The organism is Prosthecobacter vanneervenii, from assembly GCF_014203095.1.
Classification (GTDB): Bacteria; Verrucomicrobiota; Verrucomicrobiia; order Verrucomicrobiales; family Verrucomicrobiaceae; genus Prosthecobacter; species Prosthecobacter vanneervenii.
In genome coordinates this window covers 298,892-316,326 of sequence record NZ_JACHIG010000007.1, presented here as the reverse complement: position 1 = coordinate 316,326, position 17,435 = coordinate 298,892, and the positions used below count along the sequence as shown (strand labels likewise).

At 60.9% G+C, this 17,435-nt stretch carries 12 protein-coding genes; 4 read left to right on the top strand and 8 right to left on the bottom strand.

The genetic code is table 11. The annotated features are described in order from the left end of the window. Positions 1-45: 45 nt before the first annotated feature. Genes HNQ65_RS17230 through HNQ65_RS17220 form a run of 3 tightly spaced genes read right to left on the bottom strand, consistent with a single transcriptional unit; the run spans position 46 to position 2,154 of the window. On the bottom strand, positions 46-504 hold the full coding sequence (locus HNQ65_RS17230) for a YhcH/YjgK/YiaL family protein (protein ID WP_184341184.1): 459 nt from the start codon (positions 502-504) through the stop codon (positions 46-48). A gap of 19 nt (positions 505-523) precedes the next feature. After that, positions 524-1,867, bottom strand: coding sequence for a hypothetical protein (locus HNQ65_RS17225; RefSeq protein WP_184341182.1), 1,344 nt, complete (start codon positions 1,865-1,867; stop codon positions 524-526). Positions 1,868-1,923: 56 nt separating this feature from the next. After that, complete coding sequence (locus HNQ65_RS17220; protein ID WP_184341180.1) at positions 1,924-2,154, bottom strand: ferredoxin; 231 nt, start codon at positions 2,152-2,154, stop codon at positions 1,924-1,926. 87 nt (positions 2,155-2,241) lie between these two features. On the opposite strand from HNQ65_RS17220, the gene HNQ65_RS17215 reads away from it, so the two are divergent. Further along, positions 2,242-3,153: a LysR family transcriptional regulator gene (locus tag HNQ65_RS17215; protein WP_184341178.1), complete on the top strand. Its 912-nt coding sequence runs from the start codon at positions 2,242-2,244 to the stop codon at positions 3,151-3,153. On the opposite strand, the gene HNQ65_RS17210 is transcribed toward HNQ65_RS17215, so the two are convergent. Then, a complete protein-coding gene (locus HNQ65_RS17210; RefSeq protein WP_343076568.1) occupies positions 3,150-3,911 on the bottom strand; it encodes a glycosyltransferase family 2 protein in 762 nt (253 codons plus the stop codon). The genes HNQ65_RS17215 and HNQ65_RS17210 overlap by 4 nt on opposite strands. Before the next feature lie 107 nt (positions 3,912-4,018). Between HNQ65_RS17210 and HNQ65_RS17205 the strand changes: the two genes are divergently transcribed. Then, positions 4,019-6,286 (top strand): tetratricopeptide repeat protein, encoded by a 2,268-nt coding sequence (locus tag HNQ65_RS17205; protein ID WP_184341175.1) that lies wholly within the window; start codon positions 4,019-4,021, stop codon positions 6,284-6,286. A gap of 27 nt (positions 6,287-6,313) precedes the next feature. Here HNQ65_RS17205 and HNQ65_RS17200 read toward each other — a convergent pair whose 3' ends face one another. Further along, positions 6,314-7,747 (bottom strand): DUF1501 domain-containing protein, encoded by a 1,434-nt coding sequence (locus HNQ65_RS17200; protein ID WP_184341173.1) that lies wholly within the window; start codon positions 7,745-7,747, stop codon positions 6,314-6,316. Between the two features lie 123 nt (positions 7,748-7,870). Between HNQ65_RS17200 and HNQ65_RS17195 the strand changes: the two genes are divergently transcribed. Together HNQ65_RS17195 and HNQ65_RS17190 are read left to right on the top strand one after the other, a co-directional pair. Beyond that, a complete protein-coding gene (locus HNQ65_RS17195) occupies positions 7,871-9,457 on the top strand; it encodes an MFS transporter (RefSeq protein ID WP_184341171.1) in 1,587 nt (528 codons plus the stop codon). A gap of 94 nt (positions 9,458-9,551) precedes the next feature. Beyond that, positions 9,552-11,624, top strand: coding sequence for a YHYH protein (locus HNQ65_RS17190; protein WP_221306198.1), 2,073 nt, complete (start codon positions 9,552-9,554; stop codon positions 11,622-11,624). 8 nt (positions 11,625-11,632) lie between these two features. Here the strand turns inward: HNQ65_RS17190 and HNQ65_RS17185 are convergent, their stop codons facing one another. The 3 genes from HNQ65_RS17185 to HNQ65_RS17175 all read right to left on the bottom strand — a co-directional run bounded on the left by HNQ65_RS17185 (position 11,633) and on the right by HNQ65_RS17175 (position 17,385). Continuing rightward, positions 11,633-13,282: an L-lactate permease gene (locus tag HNQ65_RS17185; protein WP_184341169.1), complete on the bottom strand. Its 1,650-nt coding sequence runs from the start codon at positions 13,280-13,282 to the stop codon at positions 11,633-11,635. Positions 13,283-13,422: 140 nt separating this feature from the next. Continuing rightward, entirely contained in the window at positions 13,423-14,394 is a 972-nt protein-coding gene (locus tag HNQ65_RS17180) for an alpha/beta hydrolase (RefSeq protein ID WP_184341167.1), read from the bottom strand. Positions 14,395-14,442: 48 nt separating this feature from the next. Further along, entirely contained in the window at positions 14,443-17,385 is a 2,943-nt protein-coding gene (locus HNQ65_RS17175; protein WP_184341165.1) for a DUF1553 domain-containing protein, read from the bottom strand. Positions 17,386-17,435 lie beyond the last annotated feature (50 nt).

The following is a 17,435-nucleotide window of genomic DNA, read 5'->3' as shown; positions in this document are numbered from 1 at the left end:
TGGCTGTCACGCCAGCTCTAAACTTCACCACTCCACCCAAAGTCCCTACTCCACCGCCACTTTGATCACGACTTTGAAGACCTGCTCTGGCTTGTCCCATTCGATGCATGGCGCGTGCGCGTCCTGCGGATAGAGAATGGCAAAATGCCCGCCGCTCATGTGCAGCGGAGTCACATCAGGAATCAGCTTCCACAACGCAGCTTCTTTTTCCTCATTGTAGGCCATCGTCTCCTCCTTCATCGCCGCCAGCGGTGCCCAGAGAATGGTCTCGCGCCCGCTGTGGATGAACTGGATGTCGATATACTTCCGGTGCGCCTCAAACTTGGCTTTGTCCATCGTCTTGGTCTCATAGGTCTGCACCAGCGCAAAGCAGTGATCGCCATCAATGTCAAAGCGCCCCAGCGGCTGCGTGCCGTCCACCGTGCGTAGATAGGCAAAGGCCTTGGCAAAACGCGAATTGAGAGACTCGTAGCGGGCGGAGTTGTCGAGGGTGTCGAGGATCATGAGACCGGCACTTAACCAGTCACTTCGCGCTGAGCAACTCGGCAATCGTCTCCCGCATGACCTTTTCGCTCTCCGGTGCCGCGAAGGCCTGGGTGGGTTCGTAGCCACCTTCGGCAAAGGATTTTTCCAGTGGGATATAACCCGGCGCGCCGTCACCGTAGCTCGCGGTGGCCACAAAGCCATCCGGACGCTGCTGCTGTGCATAGAGCTGATACTCCAGAAAGCTTTCTCCCGGGAGGTGCAGCAGGCAGACATCATCACCCAGATGCAAACTGGTGAACTGGATCGGCACACCAGCAGCGCACTGCCGGATAAAGCCCACGCGCAGTGCCGCGCTGATACGAGTGGCGGCTGCGGTGGCGGGGTTCTCCGCCACCTTAAGCATGCGCTTCTCAGGAAACTCGGGATTGGGCAGCAGCAGCACCGGCCGCGCACGCCACTCAATCTTGGCAAGAGGACGGCGCTGCGGCTTGTCTTCGGAAGCCACCATGGCGGCATGGATGTTTTCCCCCAACCGCACCCGGGCCTCTTTGCTGGCATCGTTGTACTTCCCGGCAGCGATGTTGCCGCCGCAGCCGGTGAAGTACACATGCGGCACGCCATCATCCTGCGTGCGGCGCTCGCGGGCCGTGCCCACGAAGTCATACGTCACCATGCCATCGCCATAGTAGCTCATGGGATGAGTGGCGTAGTAATGCAGCACAGCCAGCTTCTTTTCACCGTTCCAAAAGCTGACCGTCTTGAGCATCGGATCGATCAACCCCTCGGGCAGATCTCGCATGGCGGCGTCCTTGGTGGAGCTCAGGCGCATCTTGGCCACCTTGCCGTCAGGCCCCATAATGCGGCGGTTGGAGGCCACCTGCTGCACCGCAGCCTGCCCTGTTGCGATGTGGGTGACCGGCTGCGGATTTTTCACCGCAGCCTCGATGCTGGCCGCCACACCCTGCAAAGCACGCTCCGCCCATGGGATGTCCAATACCGCCGGCGGTGCGAGACACCCCGCCAGCAGCTCATGCGCCGCCGCATCACCGATCGGTGCATTGTGCTGATGCAGGCTGTGCACCGCCACGCGCTCCTGCGTTGTACCTGCAGCCCGCGCCAGCACCTCACGCCAGTGCACATGATCCCCGGCCCGGATCTCGCACCAGTCCACCGCACAGAGCACCACCGGCTTTTCATCGCTCAAAATCACCACCCCCAGGGCCAGCAGTGGCTCGCTCACCCCCGCCACCGGTTTCACCAGCCCCCCGCACAACGGCGCCCCCACAGGCGGCGTGACATCTGCACGAAAGGTCGCCAGCTTCAGCGGCGCAGCAAACGCTGGAAGCACCAGCAAGAAGAAGAGGATGACGAGCTTGTACATGTCTGTCCCTACCTACGGGTCAAAGAGACAAAGCTCGCGCGGGATCGCGGATTTCATCACTCCACCTCGCCAATTGATTCAGCCGGGCAGCCGCCAAGTGCATCCATGCAAAGCTGGATTTCCTCCTCGGTTACAGGCTGGCGGAAAACGAAGCTCTGCCCGATGTCGTCATCGCGACGGAAGAAATCGGGTGCCAGGTTGCGGCAGAGGTCGCAATCAGTGCAGCTGTTATCGACGTAGAAACGGCCGGGGGCATTTTGCGGGAGACGGTCTTCGATGTTTGGCATGGGTGAACGCGGGGTTGTCCGCGTCCCTGCTTTCGCATGTCCATGTATTTGCGTGAAATGCATTAAAATCAGGTATTATTGCATTTGATGCAACAATACCTCACCCGAAAGCCTTTCGATCTGTACGCCCTGCATCTGTTTCACCTCGTCGCCAGACACCGCAGCTTCACACGGGCGGCACGCGAAGCCGGGCTGTCACAAAGCGCGCTCACCCGACAGATGCAGTCTTTGGAGGAGCGTCTTGGCCTGACATTGATCAACCGCACAACGAGGTCAGTTGAGATCACTGAGGCGGGACTCTTTCTCGCGGCGGAAGCCACACGACTGATTGGCGGCGTATCATCAGCACTGGATGGTCTGCAGGCGGAGTTTGGCTCCGCGCGTCCTGAGATCCGTGTGAGCGTCTCGCGGACGCTGGCCATGGCTCACATGCCCGGGCTTTTTCACGCCAACCACCAGCGCCACCCCGAGGTGATATGCCGCGTGAGCTACAATGCCAGCAGCGCCATCCTCACGGCCTTGGAAGCTGGGGAGATAGATATTGGCGTCCTGTGCCCGCCTTCACCATTGCCGGACTCCATCAAGGTCACCCATCGCTTCAAAGACGCATTTGAACTGATCGCCCCTGCGTCCGTTGCAGCCAAAGCTCCGATCAAAAGAGCCGCCTCATTCAAGCTTTGGCTGGCCGCGCAGTCCTGGCTTCACATCGCGCCAGAAACAAACACCGGAAGAAACCTGCGCCGCTGGCTCAAGCGCCAGCAGCTCAACCTCCCGCCAGCGATGGAACTGGACAGCTTCGACCTCATCATTAACCTCGTCGCCTCCGGTTTCGGTCTCGCCTTTGTGCCTCGCCGCGCGCTCGCACTTTATAGAAGAAAAGAATCCATCGTCACACTGCCATTTCCTGAGCGTTTTGAACGCGATCTCGTGGCAGTGACGCGCACGCACCGCAAACTGCCACGCCATGTCGGTCAATTTGTGGAGAATATCTTGTTTTAGCAGCCGCCCCACCGTGTGGAGATGCCATATTTGACGATGCACCACAACGCCCGCACCCCATCACGCCAGCCGACTTTTTTGCCTTCAGCGTAGGTGCGGCCATGGTAAGAGATGGGCACCTCGTATACACGTACCCGGAGCGCCGCGACACGGGCTGCGAGCTCGGGCTCGACACCGAAACGCTGCTCACAAATGGTCATGCCGGCGACCACTTCACGGCGGAAGAGCTTCGGCCCCACCTCCACGTCGCTGAGGTTCAGACCGGTGAAGCAATTGGAAAAAAAGGTGATGAGCGCATTGCCCACAGCGTGCCAGAAATACAGCACGCGATGCGCGCCACCGCCGAGGAAACGCGAACCAAAAACGACATCCGCCCGCCCCTGCAACAGCGGCCGCAGCAACGCCTCGTAGTCTTCGGGGTCGTATTCCAGATCGGCATCCTGAACAACCACGATGTCCCCGGTGGCGCAGGCAAAGCCGGTGCGCAGAGCGGCTCCTTTGCCTAAATTGCGCGGATGGCGCTGCAGCCGCAGACGCGGCTCGGAGGCCATCCTGCGTTCCACCTCAGCGGCGGTGGCATCCGAGGAGCCGTCATCGACCACAATGACCTCGGTCACGGCAGGCTGGCGCAGTACACGCTCCAAGCAGGCGCCGATGCAAAAAGCCTCGTTGAAGGCAGGCATGATCACGCTCACACTCCTTGCGGCGTGCTTCAGATCATGGTTCGCGCCAGACGGGTGCATAGGAGAGATGATCACCTATCGGAGTGGCTGGGAAAGTCAAATCAACGCCTGCAGATGTCATGGTTGCCTGAGGCACTGCCCGGCTCCATGATCCGCGCCGACTTGACCCAGAGCATCAGCGCATGACCAGCCTTCCTACAGCCCCCTGCCAGAACCGCCGCATGGCCTGGCTGTGGCCGCTGGCATGGCTGACAGCACTGGTAATTCGCTTGATTTACTTCTGGCAGATTCACGACACCGAGCTGGCCCAGGCACTGCTGGGAGATGCCGAAGTCTATGACGCCTGGGCAAGGCGAATTGCAGCCGGTGCGTGGATGGGGGACAGGGTGTTTTACCAGGCTCCGCTGTATCCATACTTTCTCGGCGTGATTTATGCCCTGGGCGGGCACAGCCTGGTGCTGGTGCGTCTGGTGCAGATCGTGGCAGGAGCTTTCTCGTGCGTTTTTCTGGGAATGGCGGCGGAGCATTTCATCTCACGCAGGGCGGGCCTCATCGCAGCTGCATTGATGGCAGCATGTCCCACATTGATCTTTTTCGACTGCCTGATTCAGAAATCTGTGCTGGATGTGTTCTTTCTGTCAGTGGTTTTGCTGATGGCTGCAAAAGCCGCACATCAGAAGCAGGCTCTGCAGTGGCTCTGTCTGGGAGCATCCATAGGACTGCTGACGCTGACACGCGAAAACGCACTGGTGATGCTACCGCTCCTGCTGGCCTGGGCATGGCAGCACGCCCGGAGACGTGCGCTGCTGCTGGTGCTGGCAGGCACGGCGTGCGTGCTGCTGCCAGTGGCGATGCGCAATCAACTGGTGGGAGGGGAGTTTCATCTGACCACGTCGCAAATGGGGCCGAACTTTTACATCGGCAACAATGCCCATGCCAACGGTGGCTACCAGCCGCTGGTGCCCATGCATGGCCATGCCCAGCATGAGCAAACAGATGCCGTGGAGCTGGCTGAACGTGAAACTGGACGCAAGCTCACGGCGGGAGAGGTCTCAAATTTCTGGATGACCAAAAGCCTGAACTTCATCCGCGCAGAGCCCTGGCCATGGGTGAAGCTGATGGCGCGCAAGTGGCTTCTCGTCTGGAATGCGCACGAGCTGGGCGACACTGAAGAACAGAGCGCCTACGCCGAGCATTCGTCACTGCTGAGATGGCTGTCCGTGTTTCTGCATTTTGGTGTGCTCTGCCCGCTGGCGTCGCTGGGTGCCGTATGGCTGTGGCCGCGCCGCCGTGAGCTGTGGATCTTCCCCGCCGTGGCACTGACCTATGCCGCCAGTGTGGCCGCATTTTATGTCTTCGCCCGGTACCGGCTGCCGCTTGTCCCGGTCGCTATTCTGCTGGCCGCAGGAGGCATCGCCGGGATCCGCGATCATATCCGCCGGCCCGTCCCAGCATCAACATGGAAGGGCCTGGCGGTGCTGCTCGCAACCGCCGTGCTGGTGAACTGGCCCGTGACGTCCGGCCAGACGGAAGGCATGGTCACGCTGCAAAATCTCGGCGGCTACTTTGTCGAGCAGAGAGAATTTGAACGCGCCATCGCCAACTATGAGAAAGTGCTGAAGCATGTGCCTGACTCCTTGGAAGCACACGCAGGCATGGGCAGTGCACTGCTGGAGCTGAAACGAGTGCACGAGGCAGTTCCGCACTTCGAAAAAGCGCTGCAACTGAACCCGAAACTGGCCGATCTGGAAAACAACCTGGGCAATGCACTGGCCGCACTAGGCAGACAGTCGGCGGCGCTGGAGCACTTTGAAAAAGCGCTGCTGCTCAAGCCGGGCTCCGCCGAGATCTGCTACAACCTCGGGAACAGCCTGCTGCAGATGAGACGCATCGCCGAAGCCGTGGCGATGTATGAGAAGTCAGTCCAGATTGATTCTGAGTTCGCCGAATCGCACAACAACCTTGGCTCCCTGCTCTTCCAGATGGGCAGGCCTGAGGAGGCTCTGCATCATTTCCGCAGCTGTGTGGCCCTGCGGCCCAAAGCGGCCGGCGCCCACGCAAATCTCGGAGTGGTGCTGTCAAAGACCGGTCATCCGGCAGAGGCCGTGCGTGAGTATGAAACAGCCCTGGAGGCAGATCCGGCGCAGACGGCTGCTATGAGCAATCTTGCCTGGATCCTCGCCACATGCCCCGACCCTGCGGTGCGCAACGGCACCCGTGCCGTGGAGCTCGCGTCCAAGGCTGATGACATCACCCAGCATGCCAGCCCGGATGTATTGCGCACGCTGGCTGCAGCACTGGCGGAAACCGGCCGCTTCCCGGAAGCCCGGCAAACCATCAACACAGCCATCAATCTGCTGGAATCCCAGGGAAACCATGGTCTGGCCGAAGCGCTGAAAAGTGAGCGCGAGTGGTATCAGGCTGGAAGGCCTTTCCGAGAGATGCCTTAAAATCGCGAAACTCTCACTGGCGGCAATTTATGTGATGAGCCCTTTGATCACCTGCCCGTGCACATCCGTCAGCCGTCGATCAATGCCATTATGACGAAACGTTAGCTGCGTGTGATCAATCCCCAGCAGATGCATCATCGTGGCGTGAATGTCGTAGCAAGTCGTGGGATTGCTGCGATCCAGCGGCTTGTAGCCCCACTGGTCACTTTCGCCGACGGTCACACCGCCCTGAATACCGCCGCCGCAGAGCCAGTTGGTGAAGACGTAGGGGTTGTGGTCCCTCCCCTTGCCGCCCTGGGTGCTGGGCATGCGGCCAAACTCGGTGGTACAGAGAATGATCGTCTCATCCAACAGCCCGCGCTGTTTCAGGTCGAGGATCAAGGCTGACACCGCTTTCGCCATGCCCCAGGCGAGGGGACCGTGATCGCGCTCCACGTCTTCGTGGCTGTCCCAGTTGCGTCTTGGGAAGCCGTTGTCATTGCCGCTCCAGATCTGCACGAAACGCACCCCGCGCTCCAGCAGGCGGCGTGCGGCCAGGCACTTGCGGCCCATGTAGTCGGCTTCTTCTTCAGCGTTGATCTCGGTGGGCCAGACTTTGCGATGCTCCTGGATGCCATACATCGCCTTCATGGCGTCGGACTCTTTGGAGATGTCCAGTGCCTCCGGTGCAGCCAGCTGCATCTTGGCGGCGAGTTCGTAGCTCTGAATGCGGCTTTCGAGCCGCGAATCCGTCTCGTGCATTGTCAGGTGCCTGCGGTTGAGTTTTTCCAGCAGCGCAAAGCCCTCACGGTCTGACTTTGCGCTGATATACCGCCCGGCCTTGTGCGGAAACAGGTCTGCAATGGGTGTCTCAGCGCCGGGATAAATGATCGTGCCAGCATGCTGCGAGGGCAAAAACGCGCTGTCCCAGTTCTTCGGTCCGTTCGAGGCAAAGCCTCGATGATCCGGCAGCACGACGAAGGTGGGAAGGTTGTCGCTGATAGACCCCAGTGCGTAGCTCACCCAGCAGCCCGCGCCTGGAAAGCCGGGCAGGTTGAATCCCGTGGCCTGCAGCAGCGTGCCTTGCGAGTGCACGCCGGTCTTGCCCACCATGCTGTGCACAAAGGCCATGTCATCGGCACAGGCACCGAGAGGGGCCACGGCATCGCTCAGCATCTTGCCGCTCTGGCCGTAGGGCTTGAAGTCCCACACCGGCTTTTTCCAGGGGCCGAGACCGTTTTGAAAAGCCTCCACCTGCTCGCCAAAGTCAGCATCTTCACCGTGGTGCTTGATCAGGGCGGGCTTGTAATCAAAGAGGTCGATATGGCTGGCCGCGCCCGCCATGAAAAGCTGCACCACGCGTTTGGCCTTTGGCGGCACCACCTGGGAGCGGTGCGTGGTCTCGGCAGCGGCCAGCGAGTGAAACGCGAGCGCGCCAAATCCCTGACCGGAGGTCTGCAGCAGCTGGCGGCGGGTGATCATGGCGTGGAAAGTAACCATGAATACGGCGGGAACGAGCGTGGCTTTGTCACGCAATCGCGCGAGATGTGGCGAGAAGCGGATTGCACAGTCGCGCAGCCGCGCCAAAACGTTACCTAGTTATCCATGTCCGCCTGGTCCCCGCTCCGCAACCGTGTCTTTCGTGCCATGTGGCTGGGCAGCGTGGGGTCCAACATCGGCACCACGATGAATGACACCGCAGCGGTGTGGACGATGACCACCATGACGAGCTCGCCGTACCTCGTCTCCTTGATGCAGACGATGTCCAGCCTGCCGCTCTTCCTGCTGGCCCTGCCCGCTGGAGCCATGGCAGATCTGGTGGACCGCCGCAGGCTCATTCTCTTCGCGCAGACAGGCGCTCTTCTCACCGCCGCAGGCATGGCGCTGCTGGCATGGTATGGCGCGCTGACGCAGACCCTGCTGCTGCTGGCCACATTCCAGCTTGGCGTGGCATCCGCCTTCACCATGCCCGCATGGCAGGCGCTGATTCCGGAGGTGGTGGGCAGAGAGCAGCTTTCAGGCGCGATCGCGCTCAACGGGGTGGGCTACAACATCGCACGCTCTCTGGGGCCCATCCTTGGCGGTCTGCTGCTCGCAGCCGTGGGCCCGGCACCCGTGTTTGCACTGAATGCGCTCTCCTTCATCGCGGTGATCGCGGTGATGTGCACGGGCAGCTACATCGCCACGCCGCGCAGTGCGCAGCAGGAGCAGATGCTCGGTGCCATGGCTGCCGCCCTCCGCTACGCCCGCCATGCCCGCGCCATGCAGGCAGTGCTCTGCCGGGGCGGCATCCACATGTTTGCCGCCGTCGCGCCCGTGGTGCTGCTGCCGGTCATCGTTCATTCGCGCCAGTGGGCTGCCGCAGATTTCGGCATTCTCATGGGCTGCTACGGCGGCGGTGCCATCCTCATGGCCGTGCTGTGGCTGCCGCGACTGCGAGAGCGCTTTTCATTCGATCATGTGCTTTTTGCTGCCAGCATCGTGTCTGCCGCGATGACAGGCATCCTGGCGCTGGTGCCTGGAAAGATCGCCATGGGGCTCGTGCTGGTCGTCACAGGCGCGGCGTGGATCAGCGGCATGAACACCTTCAGCGTCGCCTCCCAAAGCGTCTTCCCCAATTGGGTGCGCGCGCGCAGCTCCGCCATCTATATGGTGGTGATGCAGGGTGCCTTTGCCATCGGCGCGCTCACCTGGGGCCAGCTCACCAGCCAGCTGAATGCGCCCATCACCCTCGGCATCGCGGCGGGCTGCCTGCTCATCAGCGCGCTGCTCGCACGTCTGCTGCCCATCAGCCACGTGGAAAAGCTGGACCTCAATCCCTCCAACCACATGCTGCCTCACAGTGCCTTGACCACCGAGCCCGCCCCCAGCGACGGCCCGGTGCTCATCACCATCGAGTATCATATCGACCCGAAAGACGCCCCGGCCTTTCGAGCCGCCATGCTGCATCTGCGCGAGGTCAGGCTGCGCGATGGCGCCTTTCGCTGCTCTCTCTTTGCAGATCTGGAAGATCCCACGCATTTCCGCGAAACCTTCCTCGTCGGCTCCTGGGCCGAGCATCTGCGGCAGCATGAACGTGCCACCATGGAGGATCAGCGGATCGAGCAGGCGGTGCAGAGCTTTCACAAAGGAGCGGAACCGCCTCGCGTGAAGCACCTCCTCATGGTCAACCTGCGGGACATGAAGCCGTAGAGGCATGCAAGGGCAGATAAATGCGAATTTATCCCGACACTCCTCGTTCGTTCATCTTCCGCCGCATAAATCTGGCGACAACCACCTCCCCGCCATGAAGACGCGCCTCCTCCTGCTCCTGCTGCTTTCGGCCAGCCCGCTGCATGCAGACCCACAGCTTACCTCCTGGTTCACCGCCAATTCCGGACAATACGCCCGCATCTATCAAAGCACGGCAGATCAGACCACAGGCACCACCTCCACCACCTGGAGCCGCGGCTCGGGCACGCAGTCCAGCCCGACCTACGCCGATGTCAGTGAGATCAGCTACTCCAGCAGCTGGGTGTACATCCGCACCACGGGGCTGGCCTCCCACATCATGGGGCCATGGTACATTGATTCGGCAAAGACCACCAACTTCCCCAATTTTCCCTCCAATACAGCCACGATCTACCGCATTCCACGTTCTCCCACGATCCCGGGCACCAAGACCAGCACCGGCCTGGGGGCCACAGGCCGCATGGTCAATGGGGTGTCCATGTTCGACTCCCGCGATGCTTTCTCCTATGTGAACGCCAGCGCCACCGATGCCACCCCGACCAACGGCCTGACAGGCGACGGCATTTGGAACCGCGATGGCTGGTTCAATGAAGGCGTGACCTTTGACCCGGCGCTGGCTCATCAGGCTGGCAACAACTACCACTACCACGCGCACCCTATCGCTCTGCGCTATCAGCTCGGCGACCATGTGGACTACAATGCCGCCACCAACACCTACACCGAGAGTGCCGCCACGCCGACCAAACACTCGCCCATCCTCTCCTGGGCGGCGGACGGGCTGCCCATCTACGGTCCCTACGGTTACTCGGACCCCACCAACGCCGCCAGCGGAGTACGCCGCATGGTTTCCGGTTTCACTTTGAGGGATGGGACCAATGGCACCACCGCCATCACCGTGCGCCAGGTCCTGCCTCTCTGGGCCCAACGCATCCAGGGAAAAACCACGCTCACCAGCTCGCAGTACGGTCCTGCTGTAAACACCACCTACGCGCTTGGCCACTACATCGAGGATTTCGACTATCGTGGCGATCTGGGCCAAGTGCAGACCACGGGCTCGACCGTGCGCGATTTTGACCTCAATGAGCAGAATGTGCGCTTCTGTGTGACTCCGGAATACCCCTCCGGCACCTGGGCCTACTTCACCACCATCAAATCCGACGGCACGCCCCTCTACCCCTACACCACCGGGCGTCAGTACTACGGCAGCCCTACGGGCGGCGCGGTCACGAGCATCACCGAAACCGTGACGACCTACTGGCGCGGCGGCCCGAATAAAACGGACACGCTGAATTCGCCCGCCATCAGCGGCAGCGATGTCACCATCAGCTGGAGCGGCATCGAAGGTGGAAACTACACCGTGCAGAGCAGCCCGGACGTCACCACCTGGAGCACCGTCGCCTCAGGCACACTCAACGGAAGCGCCAACGGCCAGAGCACCGACACTGGCGGCGCGGGAAACGGCCGCCGCTTTTACCGGATCACCCGCGCAGCGGCGCTCGCCAGCTTTGACAGCACCGGCTTCAACTACACCGCCCCGCCCTCCGCGCCGAGTGTGACAACCAGCGCCGCCTCAGGAGTAGGAAGCACATCCGCAACACTGAATGGCAGTGTCAATCCCAACAGCTCCAGCACCACCGTGACCTTTGAATACGGTCTCGACACCAGCTACGGCAGCACCGCCACCGCCTCCCAGTCGCCCGTGACTGGCAGCACTGCCACGAGCGTGAGCGCTGCCATCAGCGGCCTCAGCAACAGCACCACCTACCATTATCGCGTCAAAGGCGTGAACAGCCTGGGCACCACCTATGGGGCCGACACCACCTTCACCACCAGTGCCTCAGGCAGCGGCACCGCCAATGCACCTGGTGGCACGGTGACGCGCGGCACTACCGTGACTGTGACCATCACCCTGCCGACGACTCCACCGCAGCCGCCCGCCAATCTCATCCCCACCAGTGTCACGCTGGCAGGAAGCATTAGCGGCACCAGCATCTCCCGTCCGGCGCAGGGCACGGTGATCGCCACCTTTGTGATACCAGCCGGCGCCTCCACTGGAGCGCAGAACATCGTGGTCACATTCAATCCCAATCCGACCTACACGATGACAGGTGCGCTGACGATCAACTGACGCGCAAATCATCTGGGCCCTGCGATGGTCCATGGCATCCAGTAGGACTGCACCATGACCAGCAGGCCCATCAGCACCGCCAGAGCGATGCTGTGCCAGAAGACCGCACGCAGCACGGTGCCTGCATCGGGGCTGCCCGGATGACCTCCCGTGGCCACGCTGGCCACCACGATGCTCTGCGCGTCGATCATTTTCCCCATCACACCGCCGGAGCTGTTCGCAGCCACCATGAGCGGAGGTGAGAGGTGCAGCTGCTGTGCGGTGACCTGCTGCAGATTGCCAAAAAGCACATTGGAGGACGTATCGCTGCCTGTGAGTGCCACGCCGAGCCAGCCGATGAGCGGGGAGAAAAACGGAAAAAGCACGCCCGTGCCAGCCAGCATGAGTCCCATCGTGGTATCTGTGCCCGAATACCGCGTGGTGTATCCCAGCGCGAGCATCAGTGCGATGGTGAGCAGCGAGGTGCGCACGCGCCACAGGCAACGAAGATAAATCCCGACAAGGGACGAAAGACTGACGCCGAGCAGCAGGCCGGAAACCGTGCCCGCCAGCAGCAGTGCAGTGCCGGTGGCGGAGAGGTAGTTGAAGGTGAAGGCGGCTTTCTCAGGCTCGGGCTTGGGCACCACGGGCGGCATCTTCTGCACCGACAGATGCAGCGGCGCCACTGGCGTGATCGGGGCCTGCCAGGTGCTGTGGGGCTTGGTGCCTGGCCTGTAGCCATTGAGCATCTCTTTTGCGAACGGCGTGGTCCACAAGCCCACAAAAATGGAAAGCATGATCCACGGTGTCCATGCACGGAAGGGGCGCTCGCTTTTCACCACCTGCTGGTTTTCAGATGCAGAAGAGCGCGGCCTCCAGAAACGCAGCAAGATCACCATGGCAGCCATCGAAAGCAGCCCTGCGGCGATGTCCACGAGCCATGGGCCATGGAAGTTGGAAACCAGAAACTGCACGGTGCCGAAGGTGCCGCCACAGACCAGACAGGCGGGCCAGACCTCCACCATGCCACGCCAGCCCACCTGCGCCGCCACCAGCCAAAACGGCACGATGAAGGAAAAGATCGTCAAATGCAGACCCACGATGGCACTGAGGACATGGAGATCCAGACCGGTGACATCCGAGAGCGTGGTGAGCGGGATGCCGAGAGAGCCAAACGCCACCGGGGCGGTGTTGCCGATGAGCGCGAGCTTGGCCGCCTCCAGCGGTTTGAAGCCCAGACCGATCAGCATCGCACCTGTGATGGCCACAGGTGCACCAAAGCCCGCACAGCCCTCGACGAAGGCACCAAAGGCAAACGCGATCAGCAGCGCCTGGATGCGCTTGTCTCCGGCCAGTCCGGCAATCTGCTTTTTCAGCACCTCAAACTGCCCCGTCTCCACCGAGATCTGATAGATGAAGATGGCATTCAGCACGATCCAGCCAATGGGAAAAAGGCCAAACACCGCTCCCAGTCCGCTGGCGGTGAGCGCCAGCTGTGCTGGCATGTGAAAGACAAAGACCGCCACTAGCAATGCCATGACCAGACCCGCAAAGGCTGCGATGTGCGCCCGCACATGCCAGAAGGCCAGCAGGCCGAGCAGCGTCACCACAGGCAATGCGGCCACCAGCGACGAGAGCACCAGATTGCCAAGAGGGTCGTAGTTTTGAGACCAGGTCATAAAGGGAAAGAAAAGAGAATCACGGAGCGGCGGGAGCGCATGTTGCACCTCGATGCAGCAAGGCGGCTTTTTCAGATGCAGGCGCAGCAGAGTCAAACAAACAATCTAGCGCCTCAGGAATCAGCAGGCTGCCTGGAAATTCACGGAGTTCTGAGCTGTGCGTCCAGATGCAGATGAAACCAATCAGATGCCAGCTTGGTGGCTTCTTCAAACTTCTCCTTGTACACGCCGTAATGGCCGATGCCTTCGAGCACGTGGTATTCACTCTTCACGAGGTTTTTCTGCAGGAGCTGGAAGGCGCGGCGGCCATTTTCCTCATTGCTCATGAGCTCCTCCTTTTCGGCCACGATGATCATCGTGGGCGCGCTGATTTTTCCAGCGGCTTCAACCGCATTATAACCAAGCCCCTTGGCGGGATTGGCGCGCATCTGCGCATAAACGGCCATTTTACCGCCAAGCTTCCCGGTTTCGATCGGCACGGGCTCCGTCTCGCCACGTGCCTGTTTCACCGCGAGGTCGTTGGCATACTTCTGAGCTGACTGCGGGCGGCCGCCGCCCATGCCGGGCACCTGGGAGACGACACATTTCACTCTCGGGTCATTTCCTGCCACCCAGACCACCAAACCACCGCCATAGCTCGTGCCAAACAACCCGATGCGCTCCTTGTCCACACAGGGCTCGCCCATGAGGAAGCTGATGGCGCAGCGGATGTCGAGCGTCTGGTCTGCCATGTCCATCTGCCAGCGCACGGGCCGGGCTTTAACCGTGACCGTGCCGTCGGCGTCCGCTTTGGGCATGGGTTCAGGAAGCGTGAGCTTGCAGTCGCTCTCTCCCCAGCCGCGATAGTCGAACGCGAGCACGACGAAGCCCTCTTTGACAAAGCGTTTGGCGTAGAGGGCTCCGTTGCCCTTCTTGACACCACCGGTTCCGGCACAGAAGAGCACGGTGGCACGCTTTTCGCCTTCTTTGAGATCACGCGGCACATACAAGTCCCCCGCCATGCGGGTGCCGTCGCTCCAGATGGTGACGTGGCGGATTTCGGCATCCAGCTGCTGCGCGTGCAGACAACAGGCAAAGGAAGCGACAATCAGTGCAAGGAGGTGCAGTCTCATGGCGGTGGGTGCATGGAACGTCTTCGCCGCACCAGCCTATCAAGCGACTCAATCCACAAAGCTAAATTCGTTCAGGTTCAAAATGACGCGGCAGGTGTTTTCCAGGCCCTCGCGCCGGGAGTATTCGAGCAGCTGCGCGAGCTCATCCGCAGCGGGGCTGCGGGAGAGGGCCAGCACAAATGCGCGCTCCACCTGCGCCGCCATCTCATTCCTTTCCTTGGCCACTCGTTCAGCCAGATGCCTGGCCATGACGACGACGAGCCCGTTGTTCATCATCGCCAGCGCCTGCAGCGGGCTGAGGGATTCATTGCGTTTTTCCACCCGCATGGAGGGATCGGCACAATCCAGCGTGGTCATGAAGGGCTGCTGCTGGCTGCGCACGATGAAGCGGTAGATGCTGCGCCGCCAGGACTTCGGGTCTTCGGGATCGTGAAGCTGATACTCGTAATGCGGGCTGTGCTGCGGCTTTTCGATGATGAAGTCCTGAAAGCTTGGTCCGCCCATCGTGAGATCCAGTTTACCGCTGACAGAGAGGATCGAATCACGAATCGACTCTGCATCCAACTTGCGGCGGTTTTGGTGCGACAAGAAGACGTTGTTTGCATCCGCAGACTCTGATTTGTCCGAAGACTGCCGGTAAGTGGCGCTCATGACGATGAGCTTGTGCAGCTTCTTCAAGCTGCCGCCGAGATCGTCGCGGAAAGTGACCGCGAGCCAGTCGAGCAGCTCCGGATGGCTGGGCCTGCCGCCCATGCGGCCAAAGTCATTGGCGGTATCAACGAGACCACGACCGAAGTGATGCTGCCACACGCGGTTCACGATGCTGCGCCATGTCAGCGCGTTGTTCTTGCTGCTGATCCAGCGCGCCAGTGCCGCACGGCGCGCGGATTCGCCTTCTCCTGCCATCTGATACGCATCATGAAAAGCTCCGCTGAGCGCGGCGATGCTCTGCGGCCCGACCTCCTTGGCAGGCTGCTTGATGTCTCCACGCTTGAGCACCTGGATGACGCGGGGCTTTCCACTTTCGCCACCTGTGCCTTTGAATGCGCCGGTGCCGGTGTGGATGGCACCTGCATAGACCTTGCCTGGCTTGGGAAGTTTGGCGATCTCAGCATCTACAGTGCTGCGTTCTTTGCGCAGTTCCTGCAACTGCTGGCGTGTGGCTGCATCTGCCTGCGCGAGCATCAGGACATCGCGCTCGCGGATGAGGCGTTGTTTGTCCTCCAGCGTGCGGGCCTGCGGGGCGATGCCATCGGTAAGGTTGACCTTACGCCAGCGCGGCGCGGCCTCGATGCTGTCCAATGCCGTGACCTGCTTTCCTGCGGCGAGATTGGGGCCGTTTTTCGCGGCATAGACCTCCATTTCCGAAAGTGCGAAGATGTAGTCGTCCTTGCGCTCGGCCAGCTTCACGGCTGTGACGCGCACATACCTGCCTTTGGCGCCATCATCTTCCGCCGTGCCGGTTTCAAAGGGCGTGAGGCCGGGGTTTTTAAAATCGTTCATGAAGGTGGCGTCGTGCCTGCGCCAGATGAGCGTGACGCCGGTTTTGAATTCAGGGTCGTCGCTGGCCTCAATCTTGAAACGCACGGGGAATCCGAACCCGGCACCGATGCCGCCGAAGTCGTCGTAGCAGGGCTTCAGCACGATGCGCTGAATTTCCATGCTGCTGCCGAGGTCCACCTGCACCCACTTGACGGTGTTTTGCTCCTTCACGATGGCGCTGTGATATCCAAAATCCGGCTTGGCATTCGGATTGGCACTGGAGGCTTTGTCAGCCGCGCCGTCGATGCGCTTGGAGAGTGCGGTGTAGGCTTCACCCGCTTTCTGTTTGAGCGGCTCTTCCAGCGCCTTGATGTCTGCCACGATCTTCTGCCGCCTGCCATCCAGAGCCATGTAACGACGCATGGAGTCATCATCGGGATAATAATTCACCTCCGTGCGGTCGATGGCGGCGAAGACGGCCTGGAGGGAGTAATAGTCCTCCTGCGTGATGGGGTCGAACTTGTGATTATGACACTGCGCGCAACCGACGGTGAGCGAGCAGAAGGTGCCCAGAGTATTCTGCACCATGTCATCCCGGTCCAGATGGCGCGCGATTTTGCCATCCAGTTTCGTTTCCGGCACTTCCGCATGACCGATGAGATCCCATGGTCCGGCGGAGATGAAGCCGAGCGCGGTGATGCCGTCCGTGGTGCCGGGGTAGAGCGCATCTCCGGCGATCTGCTCCTCGATGAACCGGGTGTAGGGCTTGTCGCTGTTCAGCGCACGAATGACGTAATCGCGGTAGGGCCAGGCATTCAGACGCGGCTTATCCTTGTCGTAGCCATGAGTTTCACCGTAGTGCACGAGATCGAGCCAATGACGCGCCCAGCGCTCGCCATAGCGTGGTGATGCCAGCAGATCATCCACCAGCTTTTCATAGGGCAGTGTTTCATACCGCGTCACCTCCTCGGGTGAAGGAGGCAGCCCGGTGAGATCAAAGTAAAGGCGGCGGATGAGCGTGCGAGCATCCGCTTCTGGAGCTTGTTTAAAACCGTGTTCGTCGAGCTTGGCACGAATGAAATCGTCGATGCATGCAGGAGAGTGATTTGTTGTCAACGGCTTGAAGCTCCACCAGTCCAGGCGGTTCTCCACCTGGGCCACATCCACACCCTCGGGCCACACCGCACCTTCGTCGATCCAGCGCTTGAGCAGATCGATCTCTGCGCTGCTCAGTTTCTCCTTCGGCGGCATGGTGGTCTTTTCATCCATGCCGCTGACGAATTGAAAAAGCGGGCTCTCAGCGCTTTTGCCGGGAATGATGTTGGGGGCGTGCTCCTCGCCGCCGGTTAGGGCCACAGACCTGATGTCGAGCCGGTAGTCGTTCTTTTGCTTTTTGCTGCCATGACATTCATAGCAGTGCTTTTCGAAGATGGGCCGCACCTCGCGCACAAAATCGACCGCGCTGGCAGGAACGGCCGCTGAGATGACGATGAGGGCAAGGAAACGCATGTGCAGGATATACGATGCACGAGGGAGCTTTTCATGCCACGCGAGCGCGG